The organism is Shinella sp. (genome assembly GCF_035998705.1).
Classification (GTDB): Bacteria; Pseudomonadota; Alphaproteobacteria; order Rhizobiales; family Rhizobiaceae; genus Shinella.
Genome location: NZ_DASYHH010000030.1, coordinates 1 through 22,564, shown reverse-complemented (window position 1 = coordinate 22,564; position 22,564 = coordinate 1). Strand labels below are relative to the sequence as shown.

The window sequence follows — 22,564 nt, the reverse complement described above, 5'->3', positions numbered from 1 at the left end:
CTATTCCTTCAGCTCGGTTTCCGTTTCGGCATTTGCCGTGCATTGCGACGAGATCGCACCGATGCGCTCATCCTTCGTCACGTCGATCGCGCCGCGGTTGAGGTCGGCGAAGAGGTTCTGCTCCATCAGCCGGGTGAGCGTGCAGCCGCAAAAACTCTGGCAGAAACCGGCGCCGCGCTCGCTTTCGCAGGCGCTGACGCAGCTCTTGGTGTAGCTCTCGACGGGGTCGGCCGCAGGCGCCGGCACCACGAGGGAAAAGCCGTAGACGAGCGCGATCAGCACGGGCTGATGGATAAGGTAGATGGCGAGACTGTGGCGGCCGGCTTTTTCCAGCAGGCTTTTCCACCAGATTTTTGTTGTAGCGCCGTAGCCGGCGAGCCGCTCCGGCAGCGAACTGGCGACGAAGAGCCGGGCGATAGCGATGCCGAGCAGCACGGGCGCCAGCCACGGCAGCAAAGGCACATAGTCGTTTGAGCGCGGCACGTTGACCGAGAGCCCGACCCACCAGAGCGCCGGGTGATCGAATAGCGGTGCGCGCAGGTAGAAAGGCGCGGCGACGGCGGCCGCGGCGGCCGCGAGCGTCACGACGACCGGCAGGCGCACGAAGATGAGGCCGATGAGGCTCGCGGCCGCGATGGCGTGCAGGATGCCGAAGAAGATGAACGTGTCGGGGAAGGCGAACCAGGTGGCGATGCTGATCGCCGCTGCCGCCAGCCCGATCTTGCCGAGCCGGATGAAAAACGCCCGCGGCTGAAAACCCTGTGCATGGCCGAGCACGAGGCTGAAGCCGGCGAGGAACAGGAAACTGCCGGCGATCACGCGTGCGAAAATTTTCCAGCCGCCGGTCGTGGCGGTCTCCGGCGCGATATAGCCGAAAAAGCCGAGATCCCAGGTGAAATGGTAGATCGCCATGGCGATCAGCGCGATAGCGCGGAGCTGGTCGATCAACGGAATGCGCGGGCTACGGCGCGTCGCGGCGCTGCCCTCTGCCAAATTGCCGTCAATCACCGTCGTCGTCATGGGTCGGGGTCGCTGCATTGCTTTGGTCCATGGGAGAATGTCACGCCAAGCTTGCGCCGGGCGGATGGCCGAAAGGTGGCCGGTGGGAGGTCCTTGTCAGTCCAGGCGTTCCAGCACGGCGAGGCGCGCTTCCGAATAGAACTGCCGGCGCACAAGCACGATGATGATGCCGATGGTCGTCGCGATGAACAGATAGGGGCTGATGAACCAGCCGAGATAGCCGATCGACAGGAAGATGGCGCGCAGGCCCATGTTGAAATGTTTCGCCGCAAGGATGTTCATGCGGATGACCTTGTCGGCGGCGAGGTCGGCGCCGGCCGGGTCCTTGTGCACGTCGCCGCTCATCGGGATGGCGCCGAGCAGGATCGTGCAATAGTTGAACAGCCGGTAGGACCAGCCGAACTTGAAGAAGGCGTAGCCGAAGATCCCTGCGAGGCCGCCGACCTTCAGTTCGAAACCGGCGCGACTGCCCTGAAAGACCAGCGGCAGGTCGCTGAAAATGGCAAAGACCTGCTCGGTGGCGCCAAGCAGCGCAAAACAGCCGCCGAGCGCGAAAATCGAGGTGGAGGCGAAGAAGGCCGTGCCGTTCTGCAGGCCGGCCATGATCTGCGTGTCGATCATCCGCAGATCGCGGTGCATGGCATTGCGGATCCAGACCGCGCGCTGCGAACTCATCGCCCTTGTCAGGCTGACGCGGTCGAACAGCTTTGCGCGCTCGGTGATCCAGGAATATCCCGTCCACAGGACGAGGAAAATGGCGAGGGCGACGAGGTCGAGTGTGCTCATGGCTCAGCGTTTTGCCATGGATCGCACATTTTGCAAGCGCCGCTGCAAGCCTGTTTAGACCTTGGGCGGAATGACGGCAGCCTCAAAAGCCGGCACGAAACGATAACTGTCTGATTTTGCGACAGGTCATGCATTTTACGCCGGGCTCCTATGTCCTGCGAGCCTTGGTTTTGCCATTTTTCGCGATTGCGGTTTCATGAAATCTTCATTAAACAGGGCGCCATGCGGGGCCGAACACGCCGTCGCGATAGTCTTCCAATCGGGGAAATCATGGAAAGCACTGTTCAGAAATCCTGCTGGGGTGTCACCGCCCGTGCAGTTCTTGGTTTTGGCGCAGTTCTGGTTATTGCCTATCTCTTCGGCGGCATCTGAAAACACCAGGCCATCATCCTTACATAAACAGCGCGCTCTCCCAGGCGCGCTGTTTTTGTTTTTGGCCGTATATGTCGCGCAGGTAAAACCCGATGTCGGGAGATCGCCTTATGTGCGGCGCATGATAACGTAGCTTCACGGGTCAAAGCGTGCGCCTGCCGCGGCAAGGAGAAGTCCGGGAATGTTTCTTTCGGTATTTGATGTCTTCAAGATTGGTATCGGGCCTTCGAGCTCCCACACGATGGGGCCGATGTCGGCGGCGAACCGCTTCCTCGACCTCATCCTGTCGTCCGACTGGCCGCGCCCTGCGGGCGCCCAGGTCGCGACCATCCGCATGAGCCTGCACGGCTCGCTCGCCTATACCGGCGTCGGCCATGGCTCAGACCGGGCCGTCGTGCTCGGCCTGATGGGCGAGCGGCCGGATTCGGTCGATCCGGACCGCATGGACGCGATCATCGGCGAGGTGGAGCGCACCGGCCGCATCACGCCGCCCGGCCATCCCGGCTATGCCTTCCAGCCGAAGACCGACCTGATCTTCGACAAGAAGAACCCGCTGCCGGGCCACGCCAACGGCATGACCTTCTCCGCCTACGACCGCGACGACCGGCTGCTCCTGAAGCGCATCTACTATTCCGTCGGCGGCGGTTTCGTCGTCACCGATACCGAGCTCGAACAGATGCGCGCCAGCAAGGCACGCGCCGGCGACAAGAAAGTGCCGTTCCCCTTCGCCTCCGCCAAGCAGATGCTGGAGATGGCCGGGCGTTCCGGCCTGACAATCGCGCAGATGAAGCGCGCGAACGAGGAAGCGACCATGTCGCGCATCGAGCTGGATGACGGCCTCGACCGCATCTGGGGCGCGATGAAGAGCTGTATCGACCGCGGCCTGAAGAACGAAGGCATCATGCCGGGCGGGCTGAAGGTGCGCCGCCGCGCCCGCTCGATCCACGACAAGCTGCAGGAGGAGTGGCGTTCCAACAAGGCGAACCCGCTGCTCGCCAACGACTGGCTTTCGGTCTACGCCATGGCGGTCAACGAGGAGAACGCCGCCGGTGGCCGCGTCGTCACCTCGCCGACCAATGGCGCGGCCGGCGTCGTGCCGGCCACGATCCGCTACTACCTGCATTTCCACGAGGATGCCGACCAGGACGGCATTCGTGACTACCTGCTGACGGCGGCGGCCGTCGGCGGCATCATCAAGCACAATGCCTCGATCTCGGGCGCCGAAGTCGGCTGTCAGGGGGAGGTGGGCTCCGCTTCCGCCATGGCCGCCGCCGGCCTCGCCGCCGTCATGGGCGGCACGCCGGAACAGGTGGAGAATGCCGCGGAGATCGCGCTGGAACATCATCTCGGGATGACCTGCGACCCGATCGCCGGCCTCGTCCAGGTGCCCTGCATCGAACGCAATGCGCTCGGCGCCGTGAAGGCGGTGACGGCGGCCTCGCTGGCGCTGAAGGGCGACGGCGTGCATTTCGTGCCGCTCGACGCCTGTATCGAGACGATGCGCCAGACCGGCGTCGACATGAACGAGAAGTACAAGGAAACCTCCACCGGCGGCCTCGCCGTCAACGTGGTGGAGTGCTGAGGCTTGGCCTCTGTTCCCTGTGGAGTGCGACGCGGCCGCCCCTTGACCCGGTCGCCGCAAGAGCGTTCAAAGAGCCATGGCCCTACATCTCATCAAACTCTGTGTTGGCGCGGACTCGATCGATGACCTGCGCGAATGGGTGTCCGAACGCGCGCTGATCGCGATTGCCGCTGGCATGGAGCCGCATTCCAGCCATATCACCCGCATGATCCCGAAGCGCGACCAGGAACTGCTCGACGGCGGCTCGCTCTATTGGGTGATCAAGGGGCAGGTGCAGGCGCGCCAGCCCTTGCTCGGCCTGAAGAGTTTTACCGATGTCGACGGCATTTCGCGCTGCGAACTGGTGCTGGGACCCGAAGTCGTCGAGACCGAATACCAGCCGCGCCGCGCCTTCCAGGGCTGGCGCTATCTCACCGACGACGATGCGCCGCGTGACCTGAAGAACATGGGCGACGGCACGGCCGACCTGCCGCTGGAGCTTCGGCGCGAACTGGCCGAACTCGGACTTCTCTAGAGATTTTCAGCGCTCAGCGGATGCGCAGGCGCACCGCATGCCGGCGTTCGCTGACGCCGACATGGAGATGGATCCCGGCGGCGGGCTGCCCGGAGCGCCAGGCGCGGGCGCCGTGCGCGAGCAGCATGCCGACGAGGTCCTTCGTCTTGTTGCGGGAACGGCCGAGCCCGATATCCGCAATCCGCATCGCCGCCTCGTGCAGCGGATGGAGCGTTCCCTTCAGCGACTTGCGCTTTTCGTCGCGCGCTTCCGGAGGGACATCGAACAGGTTTTCGTTCATCGCCATGATCAGCCTCGTACGCAATACCAAATCGAGGATGGCAGAACCGTTTTCACGGTGGTCCGCCTGCCTTTGCCCCGCTGCCTCCGGTACGCAAAACCTGTCCGGTGGCCGTTGCGGATGCAAGGGCGGTCGTCTTTGGAAACGCGCCGAACAAGCGGGCGCGCCCCGGTCGTTTTTACTGCTGGCTGGCCCAGCAGGCGAAACCCTTGCGCTTCAGCACCTTGCAGGCTGCGGCAGCGCGATCCTGGCCATCGAAGCCACCGAAACGGGCGCGGTAGAGCTGCTGGCTGCCGCTGTTGACGGCGACCGTGAAGGGCTGCGCGCTGGAAAGCGCCTTGCCGCCCTGGTCTTTCGCCTTGGAAAGCAGGTCCTGCGCCTGGCCGCGGTCCGGCGTCGCGCCGATCTGGATCACCCAGCCCGAAGGCAGGGATTCCGATGCGACGGCGGCAATGGTGGAGGAGGTGGTCAGCTTGTCGACGTCGCCCCCGGTGTCACCCTGTTCCGTCAGCTCTTCCGGCGGAACGGCGCTGTCGCGCTGGATCTTCAGCGTGGCGGCGAGCGCCCGCTTGCCGACGACTTCCGAGCCTTCGTCCGCCGTTGCGGCATAGGCCGTCTCGATGCGGGCTTCGTTGTAGCGATAGGTCGGGATCGGGCCGTTTTCCGGCAGGTCGAGGCCGCCGGCAAGCGACGCGGTCGCGGTTTTCTTCGTCACGGCTTCCGCGGTCAGCGTCGGCGCATCCTTGGTTTCGGCGATCAGGTCGCCGCCGCCGCGGCGCGAGGCCTTCGGCATATAGGTGGCGATAAGCTTGCGCATCTGCTGGTCGCGGGCGGCACCCGAACGGCCGCCGATGACGACGCCGACGACGCTGCGGCCATCGGCGACGGCCGAGGTCACGAGATTGTAGCCGGAGGCGCGGGTGTAACCGGTCTTGATGCCGTCCACGCCGCGCACGCTGCCGAGCAGGCGGTTATGGCCGTTGATGGTCTGCTTGCCGAAGCGGAAGCTGCGCACCGAAAAGTAGTCGTAATACTGCGGAAAGTGCTGGCGCAGCGCGATGCCGAGACGGGCCTGGTCGCGTGCGGTCGTCACCTGTGCCGTATTGGGCAGGCCGTTCGCGTTGCGATAGACGGTGCGCGTCATGCCGAGCGCGCGCGCCTTCTGCGTCATGATGCGGGCAAACCGCTCTTCCGAGCCGCCGAGGAATTCGGCAAGCGCCGTGGAGGCGTCATTCGCCGAACGGGTGATGAGACCGAGCATGGCCTGCTCGACCGTGATGGAATTGCCGGCCCCCACGCCGAGCTTGGTCGGCGGTTCGCTGGAGGCATTCTTCGAGAAGGGGACGCGGGTGTTGAGGCGGATCTTTCCGGCCTCCAGCGCCTCGAAGGTGAGGTACAGCGTCATCATCTTGGTCAGCGAAGCGGGATAACGCAGCGCATCGGCGTCTTCGCTGTAGAGTACCTTGCCGGTTTTCGCGTCGATGACGATGCCGGAATATTTCGGATTGGCCTCGGCCGGGGTCGCGACGGCTACGGTGGCGACCATCCCCACGATCACCAGACCTTTCGCCGCAGTGGCAATTGCCTGACAAGAGCGGGGGAGAAAATCGAGGAATGCGGAACGGGACACTAGGCTACTCTTCATGCTTGGATTGCACATGTGATCCGGGTGGGAGCTCCCGAAACGACCGTTCCCAGCACAGTAGCGGGATAGCGTTACCAATCGGTTTATGATGAATCATTGGTTTCTGAGATTGGCCGGGTTTTATCGACGGGGTTATCGGTTCTGGCGGGCGGACGAGGGATGGCCGTCCTCGACGAAGGACTGGCCGAGATAGTCGCGAACGCGCGCCTCCATGGCCTGCCACTGCGGCAAAAGTCTGCTCGAAAAACGATAAAGCACAGAAAGATCGCGGCCGATGTGGATATCGCGCTGGCAATCCGCGCTCGTCGATTGCGAAGGGTCGGCGGGCATCATGCAGCGCACCGCATAATCGGAGCCGTCCGGCAGTTCCCCGGTGAAGAAGACCTCGCCGCCATAGCCGGAGGTTTCCTTCAGCGGCTGCAAGGTGAGGCCGGCCGGGCCGGGTTCGGGCCGGTCATCGAAGAGATGGCTGTAGATCGGCCCCAGCCGACCGGACATGTCCTTCGACATGGTGCTTTGCGAAAGATTGAGGAAAATCAGGCTCTCAGGACGGCTGGCATCGTTGAAACGGCCACGCTCGGCGTTGGAATAACCCTTCATCTCGGGCCAGGTCAGGTAGAGATCGACCCGTTCGGCGCGGCCGGTCTGGCGCTGTTCCTCGAAGCGGATCGTGTTGGCGGGAAGCCGGATCTGGTCCTGGCCGATGACGACATCCACCGGCTGCGCACTTTCCGTGTGGCCGGCAAGCGCGATGCGTTCGCCAAGCATGCGGCCGGCAAGGCTGATGGCGACGGTCAGGCCGGCGAGAACCGTGACGGAGACGGTCAGGCGTGTCAGCAGGCGATTGGAGAAGAGGGGGGCATGGTCTTCATTGCCGGTCGCTGCCGCTGTCATCTCACATCCCTCGCTGTGCCTGGTCGGGACCGGTTTCAAGGGACGGCGACCTTTGCCGGAGCGTCTGCCAACAGGGTTAATTTTCGGTTGAGATCGGGCATGGGTGGGTGCTCAAAAGAAAGCGGCCGGTTCCGGGACAGCAGAACCGGCCGCAGGGCCATGGTCGGGACGGGGATTGGGGGACTGACCGGGCCCTTTTTCGCGCCCGGCGGCATTCCCGCCGGGCAATCTCTTCATGCGGCGCCGTTCTGGCGACCGGGACTACTTGACGCTACCGACGGCGTCGGCACGACCGTCTTGCAGTTTCACCCACTTGCCGGCATTCGCCGAGGACTGGCGCTTCAGGAAGCGGTATTCGGTCTGCGACCAGAGCAGGACCTTGTTGCGCATGTTGTCGAGCACGAAGTCGCCGCGATCGGTGCGCACGGTGAGCACCGCATGGCCTTCGCCGTTCGGCTGGAGCACGACGGTGATCAAGAGGTTCGACGGCGAGATGCCGGCCTCGATCAGGCGCTTGCGCTTCAGGAGCACATAGTCTTCGCAGTCGCCGACGGCGTCGGGATAGGCCCAGCGTTCCTCGACGCCGTAAATCTCCATGTCGGTCAACGGCTGCACGTCCGTGTTGATCGTGTAGTTGACGTTGAGGATCGTCTTCCAGTTTTCCTGCGTCAGCGCCAAAGGTCCCTTGTCCTTGCCGGTCGAGCCGCATTCGTCGCTGTACTGCTTGCAGAATTCGTAGTGGCCGATGGGCTGGTTGGTGCCGCCCGCCAGCGGAATGTTGGCCGGCAGCGCCATTGCGGCACCTGCGGCAGCCAGCGAGAAGAGAAAAGCAAACGTCCCTGTCCTGATCGTTTTTTTCATTGTGTCTGTCCCCGTTCGATGAGATCACAATGACAGGGATGTTTTGAGCTTGCGCGAAAAACGGAAGTATAACTTAGCTCAAATCAAGACGGTATAAGAATAAAACAAGAATAAAATTGGAGACGAATTTGAATTGTACTTGATGCGTATTTGATTAAAATTTGAATGGATTTTCCCCCGGGTCGATGCGGGCGGATTTCGCTCAATCGTTTGATTCCAAAGAAATTTTCCTCCGGTATCGGCGGAGCATTTGGTAGCAAGGCCAAGGAGCGAAGCCTATGGGAAGCGTCTAACGACGTCCGGCGTCGCTACCGGCAACGGGGCCGCGATGGCGCTTGCGTCGTGCGGAGGGAGCCGAAGGGCCTTTTGGCGGACAAAAATATTTTTGCGATTATTTTTGACAAGGGCGCGCTGTCCCGCCTTGAAACAGCAAAGGGCCCCGCAGGGCCCTCATGGTACAATACGACCTTCGGTCGTCCCGAAATGCTACAGGAATGCGGTCAGCGCGTCCTTCGACTGCACGGACGAAAACTCGATGGCGACGCCTTCCTGGAAATGGCGCACGACGCGGCCCTTCATATGGCCGAGCTGCACGGGCGTGCCGAGCGCCGGCCGCACGTCGATATCGACGGCCGCGCCGGACATCGAAAGGTCGATGATGCGGCAGGGATAGCGTCGGCCGTCATCGAGCGTCAGGTCGGTGCTGGTGTTGCGCGGCGTCAGGCGGTTGTGGCGGCGGTCTTCCGGCAGGCCCAGTTCGTGTTTGTTGGCGATCCAGGTGAGCTGTGCTGCGAGCTTCTCGCGCTTGCGGTCCGTCGCGTTGAGGAGGATGGCGAAGCCGGCGTCGCTGAGCGTGGCGACCGTCCCCTCGATCCGGCCGAGATGATCGACATAGGAGATGATCCGTTCGCCTATGCGCGGACGCCCCAGGCAGATGAAACTCGCATCGCCCGGCGACATGTCGAGCACCGTGCATTCATATTCATCGTGATTGGCCAGCATCAGGCGGCCGGGCAGGTTCACCGAGACGCGCTGGAAGCTGCGCTGGTCGGGCTGCGGTTTCCGGACGGCGGGCGATGCTTGCTGGAAAGAATACATGTGCGCGCGTGCCTGATGATCTTATCTCTTTCCAACTCTTAATCTTTCGGGGTTAACAGAAGGTTTTCCGCCACGTTGAAAAATCGCCACCGGCGTGTATTCCGACAACTTAGAGGCGTTTCTGGTTGTGTTTCGGTCTTCAGCCTCACCTATCGTCACCCTGGCGGCCGCCCTCGAAGATTCTCAGATGCAGCACGCGGCTCATCGTCTGCCCGAGACCGGCCGGTCGGACCGCCATGATCGAGGTGGGCATGGGCACGGCCGGCCGGTTGCCGCCAAAGCTGTTGGCACGGCTCGGATCGATGACCGAGAGCGCGCCCAGCGTCGCATAGCGAAAGGCGGAAAGCGGCTGCCGCTGGCCGGGCAGGGGCGCGAAGGCGCCGATGATGCGGTCTGCCGCCTTTCCCTTGGTGGCGAGCGGCAGAAGCACGATTTCCGCCTCCGTCGTATCGAGACTGCCGTCGACCAGCGCGATCTGCATGACGGCGGGCGCCGCATGCGCCATCACGTTTTCCGTGATCCGGGCGACGCGCAGGCGCAGGTCCGGCGCGAAAAGCTTGTCGAAGCCGGCGCCCTTGAGCTCGCGCCCGAACTGCGCGCAGAGCCGCGTGCCGGCGAGGCGGAAGCGCGGATCGTCGAGCCTGTTGTGTTCCAGAATGAAGACGTCGGGCAGAATGGGCGCAATGTCGGCAGGCTCTATGGCGCTGCGCAGCGGCACGGCGCGGTCGCCGCGCTGCCGTGTCCAGTAGTCATAAAGTGCCGTGACGGCCTTCGTCTGCATGCGCGCTTCCAATCGATTCTGTTCCGTTCCGGCACGAAAGGCCGTGCGTACGGTGGTTTTTCGAACAGAGGAGCGAGTTTCGTGCCACAGCGCCGTTAAGGTTAACGAATGCTTTCGATTGCATCGCCGGCCGGCCTGGAGGAACATCCGGTCATCCCTCCACGAGGGAATGGTTTACTGCACATCAATTCAGCCCCGGGGATTGGGGGCACCGGCCGTCAGCGAAAGCTGCACGGCCTTTCTTTTCTCTGTATAAGCGCGACTCGTATTTTATGAATTTGGTGGAACGGCCATGAGTCATGACGGCATTGAAGAGCAGGGCGGCGGGACGCATGTCCAAAGGCGAGAACCGGCATTCAACCTGCCGGGCAGTCTCGTCGCAATTTTGGCGCTGCTGACGCTCATCCATGTCGTGCGCACCTATGTCCTCTCCGCTCAAGCCGACGAATCCGTGCTCCTGCACTTCGCCTTCATTCCCGCCCGCTACTCCATCCCCTTGTCCGAGCAGGATCTTGGCTGGTTGTGGAGCCCGGTCACCTATTCGCTGCTGCATGGCAGCTGGGAACACCTGATCTTCAACGCCTTCTGGATGGTCGCCTTCGGCGCTCCGGTCGTGCGGCGCATCGGCCTTCGGCGCTTCTTTCTCTTCTGGTGCCTCTCCGCCATTGCCGCCGTCGCCTTTCACGCGGCGCTGCATTGGGGCACGATGATCCTCGTCGTCGGCGCGTCCGGCGTGGTCTCCGGCCTGATGGGGGCGGCGGCCCGCTTCGTCTTCTCGCCGAGCGGTCGCATCAGCCGGCAGTTCGCCCATCTCAACCGCCGCCTGACCATCCCCGAAGCGCTTTCCAACCGCTCCGTGCTGGTCTTTTCCGGCATCTGGTTCCTGACGAACTTCTTGATCGGCTTCGGCCAGATTTTCGGCTCGGTCGCCAGCGGCGCGATCGCCTGGGAGGCGCATATCGGCGGCTTCCTGTTCGGCTTCCTGTGTTTCCCGCTGTTCGACGTCGCGATCGCCGAAAGCCGTCGCGATTAACGATAGTCCATTAGCGGTCTTGCAATCGCCTCTATCGTGGCGCACCATGGACGTCGTTCCGGTTCGCACATGCACACCGGGACGGGAGCGACATAGCGCGGGAGGAACGCGGATGTCGCGCCGGTTGCTGGCAGGGCATCCCTGCGCGGGTGTCCCGCCTCTCTGCGTTATGATGCACACGGGAGGTACGCATGTATGTAAAGACGATACTGGACGAAAAAGGCCGCAACGTCGTAACCGGCGGCCCGCAGCTCACAGTCAAGCAGGCTGCCGTCTATCTGCATGAAAACCACATCGGCGCCATCGTCATCGTCGATCGCAACGACCGCATTGCCGGCATTGTGACCGAGCGCGACATCGTTGCCGCCGTCGCCCGCAACGGCGCGGAATGCCTGGACAAACCCATTTCCTCCATCATGTGGGGCAATGTCCATCGCTGCGACGAGACCCAGACCGTCGAAGGTCTCATGGAAATGATGAGCAAGCTGCGCGCCCGCCATATCCCGGTGGAAAAGGAAGGGCGGCTTGTCGGCATCATCTCGATCGGCGACGTGGTGAAGTCCCATATCAGGGCGATCAAGCACGAAGCGGACGCCATCAAGGCCTATATCTCAGGCTGATTGCAAGACCCGGAACCCGGGCGGACCGATCAATCGCTCCGCCCGCACGTGTCTTTGCCTGCTGAAAGCGCTCAGCGCATCAGCACGGCTTCCTGCATGCGCTTGATCTCGAAAATCCGCGCCTTGGCTTCCAGATAGCCGCGGTCGATCGCTTCGCCGGCGCGGTGGAATTCCGAAAGGCCGATATCCGACAGTTTGGGATGCAGCGACAGATCCGGCGGGTCGCCGGCAAGCCGTGCGCGTGAAATGCGGTCCTGGATGATGTTGAAGGACTGCACCATGACGCTCGTCAGCCCGAGGCGCGCAGCACTGTCTTCCTGCTTGTGATCGTCGATCTTCTGCTGGCTGGCGCTGTGCTTGATGACAGCCGAGCGGCCGTAGAGGTCGTAGTTGAGGTTGACGGCGACGACCAGCGGCTCCTCATGCGCCCGACAGACCGAAACCGGCACGGGATTGACCAGCGCGCCATCGACCAGCGTGCGGTTGTTGCACTTGATCGGCTCGAAAATGCCGGGCAGGGCGTAGGAGGCGCGGATCGCGGTGATCAGCGAGCCGCTGTTGATCCAGACCTCGTGGCCGCTGTTGACTTCGGTCGCGACCGCCACGAAGGGCCGGTCGAGATCCTCGATCGACAGGTTCTCCAGATGCTCCTGCATGCGCTTCGTCAGCCGCATGCCGCCGAACAGGCCGGAACCGCGAATGGTGAAATCGAGCAGGCTCGCGATGCGCCGCATGGTGAGCGAGCGGGCGAAGGCCTCGAGCTCATCGAGCTTGCCGGCGAGGTAGCAGCCGCCGACGAGCGCACCGATCGAGGTGCCGGCGATCATGCCGACGGGGATGCCTTCCTCGTCGAGTGCCCGCAGCACGCCGATATGGGCCCAGCCGCGGGCCGCACCGCCGCCCAGCGCCAGCGCGATCTTGGGTTTGCGCGGCGGAGCCGGCGCGGGAATGTGAGACATGTCGTTCATGGAAGGGCCGCCCGGATCTGATGCATCCGCCGTTACGAGACTACGATTGAAACTCCAGTTCAGCATTCCGGACCTCCGTTACGAAGAGGAATTCGCGCCGAGGCGATCAGTTCCAGGGCCGCGGGCCTATCCGCTACACAATAGATGACAGGATAGATGCAGACTGTGACGCGGGGAACTTTTGCGAGAAAAATCTGTCTGTGGGGCTTCCCGCGAGCGTCCTGTCGAAACGGAAGGCGGGCGCTTGCCCGTCGGATCGTCGTCCCCTTCGGGGCGGCGTTGGAAACCGGTTGTGACGCACGACAGCGATTGGGTTCCATGGTCCTGATCCGCATGGCGGGGTTAGAAGCCGCCATGCGTGCATTAGGCGTCCCGACCGGTTGCCAATTGGTGAATCCGTGCCGAAACCGCACGGAATCCGCGCAGATGCTTAATTTTTACCGTAGATCGCCGCCGGATCGAACTGCGGTTCGCCGCCGGTGATCGTCAGCACAGCGCCATCCGGGCCGTTGGCGACCGTGCGATAGAAACACGAACGGCGCCCGGTGTGGCAGGTCGCGTCGTGGCCGGCGACGGAGACCTTCAGCCATACGGCATCCTGGTCGCAATCGGTGCGCAGTTCCACGACCGTCTGGAGGTTGCCGGAGGTTTCCCCCTTCTTCCAGAGCGACTTGCGCGAGCGGCTCCAGTAATGCGCGACGCCGGTCTCGATGGTCAGCGCCAGCGATTGCGCGTTCATGTGGGCGACCATCAGCAACTCGCCGTCCTTGACGTCCGTCACCACGGCCGTCACCAGGCCGTGTTCGTCGAAACGGGGCGTGAAGGCCGGGCCGGTTTCGAGCTCGGCCTTGTCGTTGGAGGGGGATTTGAAGGTGATAGGACTAGCTCCGGATCATCGTCATGAACCGCACCTGCTCGGTCGGTTCGGTCTTGAAGGCACCGGTAAAGGTGGTGGTGAGCGTTGTCGAGCCCTGTTTCTGGACGCCACGCATCGCCATGCACATATGCTCGGCCTCGATCATCACCGCGACGCCACGCGGGTTCAGCGTCTCGTCGATCGAGCGCGCGATCTGCGCCGTCATGGTTTCCTGCGTCTGCAAACGGCGGCCGAAGATTTCCACGACGCGGGCGATTTTCGACAGGCCCAGCACACGGCCGTTCGGCAGGTAGGCGACATGCGCCTTGCCGATGATCGGCACCATATGGTGTTCACAATGCGAGAAGAACGGAATGTCCTTCACCAGCACCATGTCGTCATAGCCGGCGACCTCTTCGAAGGTGCGGCCCAGCACGTCCTCGGCGGCGAGGTCATAACCGGAAAAAAGCTCGCGATAGGCTTTCGCAACACGCTTGGGCGTGTCGAGCAGCCCCTCACGCTCCGGATCGTCGCCCGCCCAGCGAAGCAGGACGCGAACGGCATCCTCCGCCTCTTTCTGCGAAGGGCGGCCCGACGGATCGTCGACACGCGGAAAATTGGTGACTATGGCGTCCATGGACCCATCGACCTTTCTGCAGGCTACCTGACCTGTATATCGGACTCGCCACTGGCCATTCGCCTAACCCTGCAGGCTTGGGTTCCGTCGGCGGGCTCCGGGGCTTTCGGGTCTCGGCTTCTCAGTGCACTAGACCGTCCGGCACGGTTTCCCAATCAACAGGTGATGTTTTGCTCCTTGCAAAACGCTCACCCCAATACGAGTTATCATATAGTATCGAACGATGACTGCGAAAGAGGCGTGATGCGACGCGGTATGCTTTTTTACCGACGACATCGGAATAATCTCCTCGGATCATTGAAGATTCCGCAAAAAATGCGAAAAACAGGGCCATGATGGACGATATCTATAACAGCCGCATCCTGGAATTCGCCGGCAATATCCCGCGCATCGGCACGCTCGCCGATGCGGATGCCGAGGCCGGCGCGCATTCCAAGCTGTGCGGCTCGCGGGTGAAAATCTACCTGAAGCTCGACGGCGACCGCGTCACCGATTTCGCCCATGAGGTGAAGGCCTGCGCGCTCGGCCAGGCCTCCTCCTCGATCATGGCGCGCCACGTCATCGGCGCGACGACCGCCGAAATCCGCGACGCGCGCGAAAAAATGCTCGCCATGCTGAAGGCGGACGGCGAGGGGCCGGACGGCCGCTTCGAGGACATGCGCTTCCTGAAGCCCGTCAAGGACTACAAGGCCCGCCATGCCTCCACCATGCTGACCTTCGATGCCGTGGTGGATGCCATCGGCCAGATCGAGGCGAAGCGGCTGGAAAAGGCGGGGTGAGGCGCGGTGTGCGACGCCCCGGATTGCCGGCACGCCGAGGCACGGCTCGCCTATAGGGGCCGCAACTGGCCGGGTCCGTTCCGCCGCACGCCGGGCCGCCTTGCCGGCATGGGCTTCATCCGGCTCTACCAGCTGACGCTCTCCGGCTTCATCGGCCATGGCTGCCGGCATCTGCCGACCTGCTCGGAATACGGTTACGAGGCGATCGCCCGCCACGGCGTGTGGCAGGGCGGGTTTCTGGCGCTGTTCCGCGTCGCCCGCTGCGGCCCCGGCGGCACGCATGGCTTCGATCCCGTGCCGGAGGCGCTGGAGAACCGCTTTCGCTGGTGGGCGCCGTGGCGGCTGTGGCGCGTTGCAAAAAGGGGCAAGGACTAGTTCATGGGCACCCATGTCGCCCTCCTGCACTCGATCGTGCTCGGTCCCGGCCGCCGCGTCGTGATGACGGAGCTGAAGGCTATGGCCGAGAGGCTCGGTTTTGCCAATGCCCGCACGCTGGTCGCGACCGGCAACCTCGTCTTCGATGCGGAGGAGGCGGCCCTCTCGACGCTCGAAAACCGGCTGGAAGCGGCGTTCCGCCAGACATTCGGCAAGCCTGTCGATATCATCCTGCGCCGCGCCGACGCCTGGAAACGGCTCGCCGCGGGCAATCCCTTTCCCGGCGATGACGGCGCCAATGTCTGCGTGCGCGTGATGCGCGAACCGCTCGGCCCCGCGGCGCTCGAAAAACTCGAAACACTCGCCGCGCCGGAACTGCGCCTCGCCTTCGTCGACGGCGATCTCTGGATCGACTTTCGCGGCAAGCCGAGCGAGACGAAACTGCTCTCGCACCTGACGACCAAAAAGCTCGGCATCGGCACGCTGCGCAACGCCAACACCGTCAACGGCCTCGCGGCGATGCTCGGCTGACGGGGCAGAGCGGCTTGCATGGCGGCTCTAAACCGACCTCGCGTACGCGGGGAAGCGGGAAGCCTGTCACAACGGAAATTCACATTCCCGCAGCGTTTCGCACCTCTTCCGCCCCTGCCGCACGTCCCGGCAGAAAACGAAAGCGCCTCCTCCCACCCGCATCGACACGTCACGCGATCCGTCCGGCGGTGGAAGGATTTTTAGGATATGCGAGGTTTTGGGGGTGGGGAAAACTGTAAAGATTCGCTCTTACGGCATCTGTCGTTTTCCGCCATCATAGAATTTGATAGAGAGGAAACTGGGATTTGATATTCTCCACTGCTAATCGGTAGATTTTGTATATCCGATTGTTATCGACAGTTATTCTTGCAGGGTGTGAACATGGCGCCGTATTATTTTCCCATATTGTTTTGGACGCCATCAGCTGTTGAGGACGCTAATCGTGGTGATTTTTCTTTAGTTTGCCGAAAATGGGGCGTATCAATTTTTGACCTATACTCATTAGTGGCTGAAAAGCACCCTATTAGACTGCCTGTCGAGTTGATGCAGATTTTTTTAGCCCAAGTTAATCTCGAAATCTTGGTGGACGCCGACGATTATGAAAAGGCATGCAGGAAGTTAAATGTGCTGCGCGCCATCCTCTATAGCCAAGGGATTTCTCCAACCCTCGCCCCGTTTGCTACGAATTATTCTTTAAACTCATATGCTGGAATAAATGCACGGTCATCCGGCTCAAGTGTGGATAGGCTACATGAAGGTTTACGTCACGGGATAACCATCACTGAGGCAAAGATTGAGGGATGGCCAAACGAGCTTTCTCTAATGTGTCTTCGCGGCGATTTGGAGCACTTAACCAACAACTTGACATGTGATGCGTTCGTGGAGGCGGCAAGCGCCGTGCCTATCTGGCAAAGTATCGAAGATAAATACCCTGCCGTGCGGAATATATGTTCAGCACTCGCAAAAGCACCTTTAATGCCCGACCTGTCTTCTTCAATTCTGCACATTTGGCAGGCGCTTGAGAGCCTCTTCCGGATCGAGTCCGAAATTACATATCGCACGTCGATCTTGTTGGCGGAGTTGTGCGCGCCGATTGTGCCTCGGGCTTCAACCTACGCCATTGCAAAGAAGAGCTACGGCGACCGTAGTAAAATTGCCCATGGGTCAAATTTATCCGTGGACACGGTCCAATGGATGCGTGCATGGGGTCTCCTACGCATCACATGTCAGGCAATCTTGCAACGTGAAGCTCTTCCATCCGCAGATGATCTGCTCAACGAGCTTTTAATGCGCTAAAAAGTTCGAGTTACTTATGCGGTGCAGATTTGCGACGCATGCCGTATTTGCAGCTTTGATGCTGCGCCGAATTACTCTCTTGTCACCCCTTCCAATCCCCCCATTTTCCCCTTATACCGCGCGACGCACGGGCCGGCATTCCGGCTTTACCCTCGCATACCACCCGCATTCGTTGGCGGGACTGGATAGGAGATTTTTTCATGTCTGCACCCGTTTCCCTCATTTTTCCCGATGGCTCCGTCCGCGACTATCCCGCGGGCTCGACCGGGCGTGATGTTGCCGAGGCGATTTCCAAGTCGCTCGCCAAGAAGGCGATTGCGATTGCGCTCGATGGCGAGCTGCGCGATCTCTCCGAGACCGTTTCGAACGGCCGGATCGAGATCGTCACCCGCGAGGACGATCGTGCGCTGGAGCTGATCCGGCACGACGCCGCCCATGTGATGGCCGAGGCGGTGCAGGAGCTTTGGCCGGGCACGCAGGTGACCATCGGTCCGGTCATCGACAACGGCTTCTATTACGACTTTGCCAAGGACGAGCCCTTCACGCCGGACGATCTGCCGAAGATCGAAAAGCGCATGAAGGAGATCATCCAGCGCAACAAGCCGTTCACCCGGGAAGTGTGGTCGCGCGACAAGGCCAAGGACGTCTTTGCCGCCAAGGGCGAGAAGTACAAGGTCGAACTGGTCGATGCGATCCCCGAGGGGCAGGACCTGAAGATTTATTACCAGGGCGACTGGTTCGACCTGTGTCGCGGTCCGCACATGGCCGCGACCGGCCAGATCGGCACGGCCTTCAAGCTGATGAAGGTCGCGGGCGCCTATTGGCGCGGCGACAGCAACAACCCGATGCTGACGCGCATCTACGGCACCGCCTGGCGCACGCAGGAGGAGCTCGACAGCTATCTGCACATCCTCGCAGAAGCCGAGAAGCGCGACCATCGCAAGCTCGGCCGCGAAATGGACCTGTTCCACTTCCAGGAGGAAGGGCCGGGCGTCGTTTTCTGGCACGGCAAGGGCTGGCGCATGTTCCAGACGCTCGTCGCCTACATGCGCCGTCGTCTCGCCGGCACTTATGAGGAGGTGAATGCGCCGCAGGTGCTCGACAAGTCGCTGTGGGAAACCTCCGGCCACTGGGGCTGGTATCGCGACAACATGTTCAAGGTGACCGTTGCCGGCGACGAGACCGACGACGAGCGCGTCTTCGCGCTGAAGCCGATGAACTGCCCGGGGCATGTGCAGATCTTCAAGCATGGCTTGAAGTCCTATCGAGAACTGCCTGTTCGCCTTGCGGAATTCGGCAATGTGCATCGCTACGAGCCTTCCGGCGCGCTGCACGGGCTTATGCGCGTGCGCGGCTTCACGCAGGACGATGCGCATGTCTTCTGCACCGACGAGCAGATGGCGGCGGAGTGCCTGCGCATCAACGACCTCATCCTCTCGGTCTACAAGGATTTCGGGTTCGACGAGGTCACCATCAAGCTCTCCACGCGTCCGGAAAAGCGCGTCGGCTCCGACGAATTGTGGGATCGGGCCGAGGGCGTGATGATGCAGGTGCTGGAGACGATCCAGCAGCAGTCGAACAACATCAAGACCGGCATCCTGCCGGGCGAGGGCGCGTTCTACGGGCCGAAGTTCGAATATACGCTGAAGGACGCCATCGGCCGCGAATGGCAGTGCGGCACGACGCAGGTCGACTTCAACCTGCCGGAACGGTTCGGCGCCTTCTACATCGACCAGAACTCCGACAAGAAGCAGCCGGTGATGATCCACCGCGCCATCTGCGGCTCGATGGAGCGTTTCCTCGGCATTCTCATCGAGAACTTTGCCGGCCACATGCCGCTGTGGATCGCGCCGATGCAGGTGGTGGTGGCGACCATCACCTCGGAGGCGGACGACTATGGCCGCGAGGTGGCGGAGAAGCTGCGCGATGCCGGCCTGGTCGTCGAGACCGACTTCCGCAACGAGAAGATCAACTACAAGGTCCGCGAACATTCGGTGACCAAGGTTCCGGTCATCGTCGTCTGCGGCAAACGGGAGGCGGAGGAACGCTCCGTCAACATCCGCCGCCTCGGTTCGCAGAACCAGACGGCGATGTCGCTGGACGAGGCGATCGCCGCGCTGACGCTGGAAGCCATGGCCCCGGACCTGAAGCGCAAGCTCGGCAAGGCGTGAGCCTCCACGCCGAGTGTCGGAAAACTGTCATGATCCCGTGCTAGCCAGTGCGGGATTATCTTTTTGCCCACCCACCCACGTCATCCTCGGGCTTGACCCGAGGATCCACAAGCGGCCGAGAGGCATGGATGCTCGGGTCAAGCCCGAGCATGACGGAGGAGAGGACGGGGTTTTTGGGGAACACCGTGCGGTTCAAGGAACTCTCCTACGCCAACGAAAACGATCCGCGCCTCAAACGATGGTTCATCCGCTCCATGGAAGGTCTCGCCGGTCGTAACCGCTACGCCCGACTCTACGACATATGGCGCCAATCCATCGTCGGCAGCAGCACGCGGGTCTTCGGCGACATGCTGGACCTCATCAATGTGCGGCTGCGCGTGCAGGGCTCCTGGCCGCCGCTGGAGCTGCCTGAGGGGCCGGTCGTCATCGTCGCCAACCACCCGTTCGGCATCGGCGACGGCATCGCGGTGCTGGCGCTCGCCGAACAGCTCGGCCGGCCGTTCAAGGTGATGATCCACAACGATCTGTTGAAAGTGCCGGAAATGCAGCCCTATGCGCTGCCGGTCTCCTTCGAGGACACCAAGGAGGCGCTTGCGCTCAACATGAAGACGCGGGCGGAAGCCGTGCGGCTGCTCAAGGAGGGCACGACGGTGATCGTGTTTCCGGCGGGCGGCGTTGCGACGGCGAAGAAGGTGTTCGGGCGCGCGGAAGACCTGCCGTGGAAGATGTTTCCGGCAAAGCTCATCCAGTCGGCGCAGGCCAACGTCATTCCCGTCTTCTTCGAGGGGCAGAACGGCCGGCTCTTCCATCTGGCGAGCAAGGTCTCGATGACGCTCAGGCTGTCGCTCCTGATCCGCGAGTTCCAGAAACTTTCCGGTTCGACGATCGCCGCGCGCATCGGCGGCGTCATTCCCTGGGCGGAGCTCGATGCGGGCGACCGCAAGACCGTCATGGCGCGGCTCTACGAGGCCGTCTTCGCCATGGCGCCGCGGCCGAAGCCGTTTTTGCGGCGGGCCGGTTAGTCGACGACGTCCTCGGCGGCGGCCTTCTGCTCGTTGGCGTTTTCGTCGAGCAGCACTTCGACATCGGTATTGACGCCGGCCTTCACCGCGAAATCGCGCTGGTAGATGCGGTTCTTGTTGCGGGCGACGGCGATGTAGCTGCCTTCGGCCAGAACCAGCGTCGGGAAGGCCCCCACGCTTTCGCTGACCGTGTCGCCAGACGAGGTGAGGATCGACCAGGCCGTGTCGGCGATCGCCTCGCCGCCGGCTTCGGAGACGAGTTTCAGCGTCAGTTTCGCTGCGCGATGCTGGATGGTCGCGCGCGTCAGTTTTCCCGCCTCGACCTGGATGTCGGCGCGGATGACGGCGTTGACCGTGCCGTAGTCGGAGACGACGTGGTAGGTGCCGGCGTTCAGCCGTACCACGGAATTCGGCTTCACCTCGGGCACGACGAGGTTGCGCTCGCCATCCTCACGCACTTCGGCGGCGAAGATCGAAAAGCTCAGTTCCTTCGGCGGAATGCGCACGTCGGAGCCGGAAACGGCGTTCAGCATGATGCCGCCGGCATCGAGCACCATGACCTGCTTGTCGACATCGCCATCCGCGGGCACCAGCAGCTTCTTCGTGGCGCCGGCGCGGCCGAAGGCGACGTTGACGAAATATTCGCCGGGCACGAGCTGGAAGGCGGCCGAGCCGCCCTCGGAGGTGGCGAGCAGCGGCAGCTTGCCGTCGGCACCCGGGATCGGCGAGAAGACGCGCCAGGTGAGGCCGTGCTGCATGGGGCTGCCGTCCTTCGTCAGCAGCGCCTCGCAGGTCACGTCGCGCAGGTTTGCCGGCGTTGCCTCGCCGGTGACGATCGGGTTGAACGAGGTGAGCTTGCCGCTCTTCAGCGGCGTGCCGATCTGGGAGAAACTGTCCAGCGATTCCTGCGCGCGCGCCGGTACGAAGGACGAGACGAGGGTCACGATCGCGACGCTCACGGCAATGCCGAAATGGGGGGCGGGACGGGGCGGCATGCGCATGGGGACGGTTGACTTCCTGACTGTAAGGCTCCACTTGAAGACCCGGCTAATGGCATTTTCAAGGCCGCGTCCGCGGGCCAAGTTATTGGAACTCCTCCCCGATGAAAACCGAAATCAAGCTGATCGATTATCTTTCGACCCGCCGGTCGATCCCTGCCTTCCAGATGGGCGAACCCGGTCCCTCGAAGGGCGAAGTCGAGGCAATGCTGACACTCGCCTCGCGCGTGCCGGACCACGGCAAGCTCGCGCCCTGGCGCTTCATCGTCTATCGCGGCGAGGAGCGCCGCCGCATCAGCGAGGCACTTGCGAAAATCGCGATCGGCGACAAGCCGGAGCTTTCCGACGAGATGGTGAAGGTGGAAAACACGCGGCTCACCCGCGCGCCGGTCGTCGTTGCCGTCGTCAGCCGCGTCGCGCCGCATGTCAAGATCCCGGAATGGGAGCAGCTCATGTCGGCCGGCGCCGTCTGCCTCAACCTGGTGATGGCGGCCAATGCGCATGGTTTCTCGTCGAACTGGCTGACAGAGTGGTATGCCTACGACCCGCGCGCCTATGCGATCCTCGGTGTCAACGAGGGCGAGAAGATCGCCGGCTTCATCCATATCGGCACGCCCACCGTGCCGCCGACCGAGCGGCCACGGCCGGAACTGGCCGAGATCGTCACATGGGTGGGCGATGAGACTTGACGCGCTGTTCTACGACACGACGGACAACGCCCACGGCCTGAAGCACGATCCCTTCAAGGCGATCGTCGCGCCGCGGCCGATCGGCTGGATCGGCACCAAGGCGGCGGACGGGCGGCTGAACCTCTCGCCCTATTCGTTCTTCAACGCGGTGAGCGACCGGCCGAAGCTCGTGATGTTCTCGTCGAGCGGCCACAAGGACAGCGTGACGAATATCGAGGAGACCGGCGTCTTCACCTGCTCGCTGGCAAGCCGGCATCTGGCCGAGGAGATGAATGCGAGTTCGGTCGCCGTTCCTTATGGCGTCGATGAATTCGACATCGCCAAGCTTACGCCGGTCACCGGCCGCCTCGTCGATGCGCCCTATGTCGGCGAGGCCTACGCCGCGCTCGAATGCCGCGCGACGCAGACCCTGCGGCCGGTCGATCTCGACGGCCGGGAATCGGACAACTGGGTGGTGTTCGGCCAGGTGGTCGGCATCCACATCAGCCCGGAAGTCCTGCGCGACGGCAGGATCGACATGGCGGTCGCCCGTCCGCTCGGCCGCATGGGCTATATGGACTATTGCGATGGCGGGACGGATGTCTTCGCCATGGGGCGGCCGAAGGTCGGGTGAGGGTGGATCCTCGGGTCAAGCCCGAGCAACTGTGTTGTGAGATGTCAAGACAGGAACGCTCTGTTGTCCCTCACGGCTGCATTGAGGGCGACGAGGAGGCGTCTTGCGATGGCGATGATGACGAGCTTGGCTGGTTTGCCCTT

The 22,564-nt window shown here is 62.6% G+C and carries 24 protein-coding genes; 12 read left to right on the top strand and 12 right to left on the bottom strand.

The features are described 5' to 3' along the window. Nucleotides 1-1,038 (bottom strand): DUF1624 domain-containing protein, encoded by a 1,038-nt coding sequence (locus VGN93_RS27820; protein ID WP_414714197.1) that lies wholly within the window; start codon nt 1,036-1,038, stop codon nt 1-3. 78 nt (nt 1,039-1,116) lie between these two features. After that, nucleotides 1,117-1,806, bottom strand: a complete 690-nt coding sequence (locus VGN93_RS27815; protein WP_327510183.1) for a DUF599 domain-containing protein — start codon at nt 1,804-1,806, stop codon at nt 1,117-1,119. Between the two features lie 553 nt (nt 1,807-2,359). Between VGN93_RS27815 and VGN93_RS27810 the strand changes: the two genes are divergently transcribed. Both VGN93_RS27810 and VGN93_RS27805 read left to right on the top strand, forming a co-directional pair. Further along, the gene (locus VGN93_RS27810) at nt 2,360-3,760 is read left to right on the top strand and encodes an L-serine ammonia-lyase (RefSeq protein WP_319321418.1); all 1,401 of its coding nucleotides are present in this window, start codon (nt 2,360-2,362) and stop codon (nt 3,758-3,760) included. Nucleotides 3,761-3,836: 76 nt separating this feature from the next. Continuing rightward, the gene (locus VGN93_RS27805; RefSeq protein WP_319321415.1) at nt 3,837-4,274 is read left to right on the top strand and encodes a DUF1489 family protein; all 438 of its coding nucleotides are present in this window, start codon (nt 3,837-3,839) and stop codon (nt 4,272-4,274) included. A gap of 13 nt (nt 4,275-4,287) precedes the next feature. Here the strand turns inward: VGN93_RS27805 and VGN93_RS27800 are convergent, their stop codons facing one another. The 6 genes from VGN93_RS27800 to VGN93_RS27775 all read right to left on the bottom strand — a co-directional run bounded on the left by VGN93_RS27800 (nt 4,288) and on the right by VGN93_RS27775 (nt 9,833). After that, nucleotides 4,288-4,560 (bottom strand): hypothetical protein, encoded by a 273-nt coding sequence (locus VGN93_RS27800; RefSeq protein ID WP_319321412.1) that lies wholly within the window; start codon nt 4,558-4,560, stop codon nt 4,288-4,290. Nucleotides 4,561-4,732: 172 nt separating this feature from the next. Then, nucleotides 4,733-6,199: a D-alanyl-D-alanine carboxypeptidase gene (locus VGN93_RS27795; RefSeq protein WP_327510182.1), complete on the bottom strand. Its 1,467-nt coding sequence runs from the start codon at nt 6,197-6,199 to the stop codon at nt 4,733-4,735. 132 nt (nt 6,200-6,331) lie between these two features. Then, nucleotides 6,332-7,093, bottom strand: a complete 762-nt coding sequence (locus VGN93_RS27790) for a hypothetical protein (protein WP_327510181.1) — start codon at nt 7,091-7,093, stop codon at nt 6,332-6,334. A 261-nt stretch (nt 7,094-7,354) separates the two neighbouring features. Next, a complete protein-coding gene (locus VGN93_RS27785; RefSeq protein ID WP_327510180.1) occupies nt 7,355-7,954 on the bottom strand; it encodes a transglutaminase-like cysteine peptidase in 600 nt (199 codons plus the stop codon). A 486-nt stretch (nt 7,955-8,440) separates the two neighbouring features. After that, nucleotides 8,441-9,052 carry a PilZ domain-containing protein gene (locus VGN93_RS27780; RefSeq protein ID WP_319321401.1) on the bottom strand — a complete coding sequence of 204 codons (612 nt, stop codon included), beginning with the start codon at nt 9,050-9,052 and terminating at the stop codon, nt 8,441-8,443. A 145-nt stretch (nt 9,053-9,197) separates the two neighbouring features. Further along, nucleotides 9,198-9,833 carry a PAS domain-containing protein gene (locus tag VGN93_RS27775; RefSeq protein ID WP_327510179.1) on the bottom strand — a complete coding sequence of 212 codons (636 nt, stop codon included), beginning with the start codon at nt 9,831-9,833 and terminating at the stop codon, nt 9,198-9,200. A gap of 292 nt (nt 9,834-10,125) precedes the next feature. Between VGN93_RS27775 and VGN93_RS27770 the strand changes: the two genes are divergently transcribed. Together VGN93_RS27770 and VGN93_RS27765 are read left to right on the top strand one after the other, a co-directional pair. Continuing rightward, a complete protein-coding gene (locus tag VGN93_RS27770; RefSeq protein WP_327510178.1) occupies nt 10,126-10,866 on the top strand; it encodes a rhomboid family intramembrane serine protease in 741 nt (246 codons plus the stop codon). A 191-nt stretch (nt 10,867-11,057) separates the two neighbouring features. Further along, nucleotides 11,058-11,486 (top strand): CBS domain-containing protein, encoded by a 429-nt coding sequence (locus VGN93_RS27765; RefSeq protein WP_319321391.1) that lies wholly within the window; start codon nt 11,058-11,060, stop codon nt 11,484-11,486. Between the two features lie 71 nt (nt 11,487-11,557). Here the strand turns inward: VGN93_RS27765 and VGN93_RS27760 are convergent, their stop codons facing one another. From VGN93_RS27760 to folE, 3 genes are all read right to left on the bottom strand, one after another. Then, nucleotides 11,558-12,520: a patatin-like phospholipase family protein gene (locus VGN93_RS27760; protein ID WP_319321389.1), complete on the bottom strand. Its 963-nt coding sequence runs from the start codon at nt 12,518-12,520 to the stop codon at nt 11,558-11,560. A gap of 364 nt (nt 12,521-12,884) precedes the next feature. Beyond that, on the bottom strand, nt 12,885-13,331 hold the full coding sequence (hisI, locus tag VGN93_RS27755) for a phosphoribosyl-AMP cyclohydrolase (RefSeq protein ID WP_327510203.1): 447 nt from the start codon (nt 13,329-13,331) through the stop codon (nt 12,885-12,887). Between the two features lie 4 nt (nt 13,332-13,335). Further along, nucleotides 13,336-13,947, bottom strand: coding sequence for a GTP cyclohydrolase I FolE (folE, locus tag VGN93_RS27750; protein ID WP_319321388.1), 612 nt, complete (start codon nt 13,945-13,947; stop codon nt 13,336-13,338). Between the two features lie 332 nt (nt 13,948-14,279). Here folE and VGN93_RS27745 point away from each other — a divergent pair, with 332 nt between their 5' ends. The 6 genes from VGN93_RS27745 (at nt 14,280) to VGN93_RS27720 (ending at nt 20,121) form a co-directional block, all read left to right on the top strand. Next, nucleotides 14,280-14,726, top strand: a complete 447-nt coding sequence (locus VGN93_RS27745) for an iron-sulfur cluster assembly scaffold protein (RefSeq protein WP_256115819.1) — start codon at nt 14,280-14,282, stop codon at nt 14,724-14,726. Between the two features lie 6 nt (nt 14,727-14,732). Then, nucleotides 14,733-15,101: a membrane protein insertion efficiency factor YidD gene (gene yidD, locus VGN93_RS27740; RefSeq protein ID WP_327510177.1), complete on the top strand. Its 369-nt coding sequence runs from the start codon at nt 14,733-14,735 to the stop codon at nt 15,099-15,101. A 3-nt stretch (nt 15,102-15,104) separates the two neighbouring features. Then, entirely contained in the window at nt 15,105-15,632 is a 528-nt protein-coding gene (locus tag VGN93_RS27735) for a DUF1697 domain-containing protein (protein WP_327510176.1), read from the top strand. A gap of 381 nt (nt 15,633-16,013) precedes the next feature. After that, complete coding sequence (locus tag VGN93_RS27730) at nt 16,014-16,928, top strand: hypothetical protein (protein WP_327510175.1); 915 nt, start codon at nt 16,014-16,016, stop codon at nt 16,926-16,928. Between the two features lie 200 nt (nt 16,929-17,128). Beyond that, nucleotides 17,129-19,099, top strand: a complete 1,971-nt coding sequence (gene thrS / locus VGN93_RS27725) for a threonine--tRNA ligase (RefSeq protein WP_327510174.1) — start codon at nt 17,129-17,131, stop codon at nt 19,097-19,099. 185 nt (nt 19,100-19,284) lie between these two features. Then, nucleotides 19,285-20,121 (top strand): lysophospholipid acyltransferase family protein, encoded by an 837-nt coding sequence (locus VGN93_RS27720; RefSeq protein ID WP_327510173.1) that lies wholly within the window; start codon nt 19,285-19,287, stop codon nt 20,119-20,121. On the opposite strand, the gene VGN93_RS27715 is transcribed toward VGN93_RS27720, so the two are convergent. After that, nucleotides 20,118-21,122, bottom strand: coding sequence for a hypothetical protein (locus VGN93_RS27715; protein ID WP_319324833.1), 1,005 nt, complete (start codon nt 21,120-21,122; stop codon nt 20,118-20,120). The genes VGN93_RS27720 and VGN93_RS27715 overlap by 4 nt on opposite strands. Nucleotides 21,123-21,223: 101 nt before the next feature. On the opposite strand from VGN93_RS27715, the gene VGN93_RS27710 reads away from it, so the two are divergent. Continuing rightward, the gene (locus tag VGN93_RS27710; RefSeq protein ID WP_327510172.1) at nt 21,224-21,808 is read left to right on the top strand and encodes a nitroreductase; all 585 of its coding nucleotides are present in this window, start codon (nt 21,224-21,226) and stop codon (nt 21,806-21,808) included. Between the two features lie 4 nt (nt 21,809-21,812). Then, complete coding sequence (locus VGN93_RS27705) at nt 21,813-22,421, top strand: flavin reductase family protein (RefSeq protein ID WP_327510202.1); 609 nt, start codon at nt 21,813-21,815, stop codon at nt 22,419-22,421. Nucleotides 22,422-22,564: the final 143 nt, after the last annotated feature.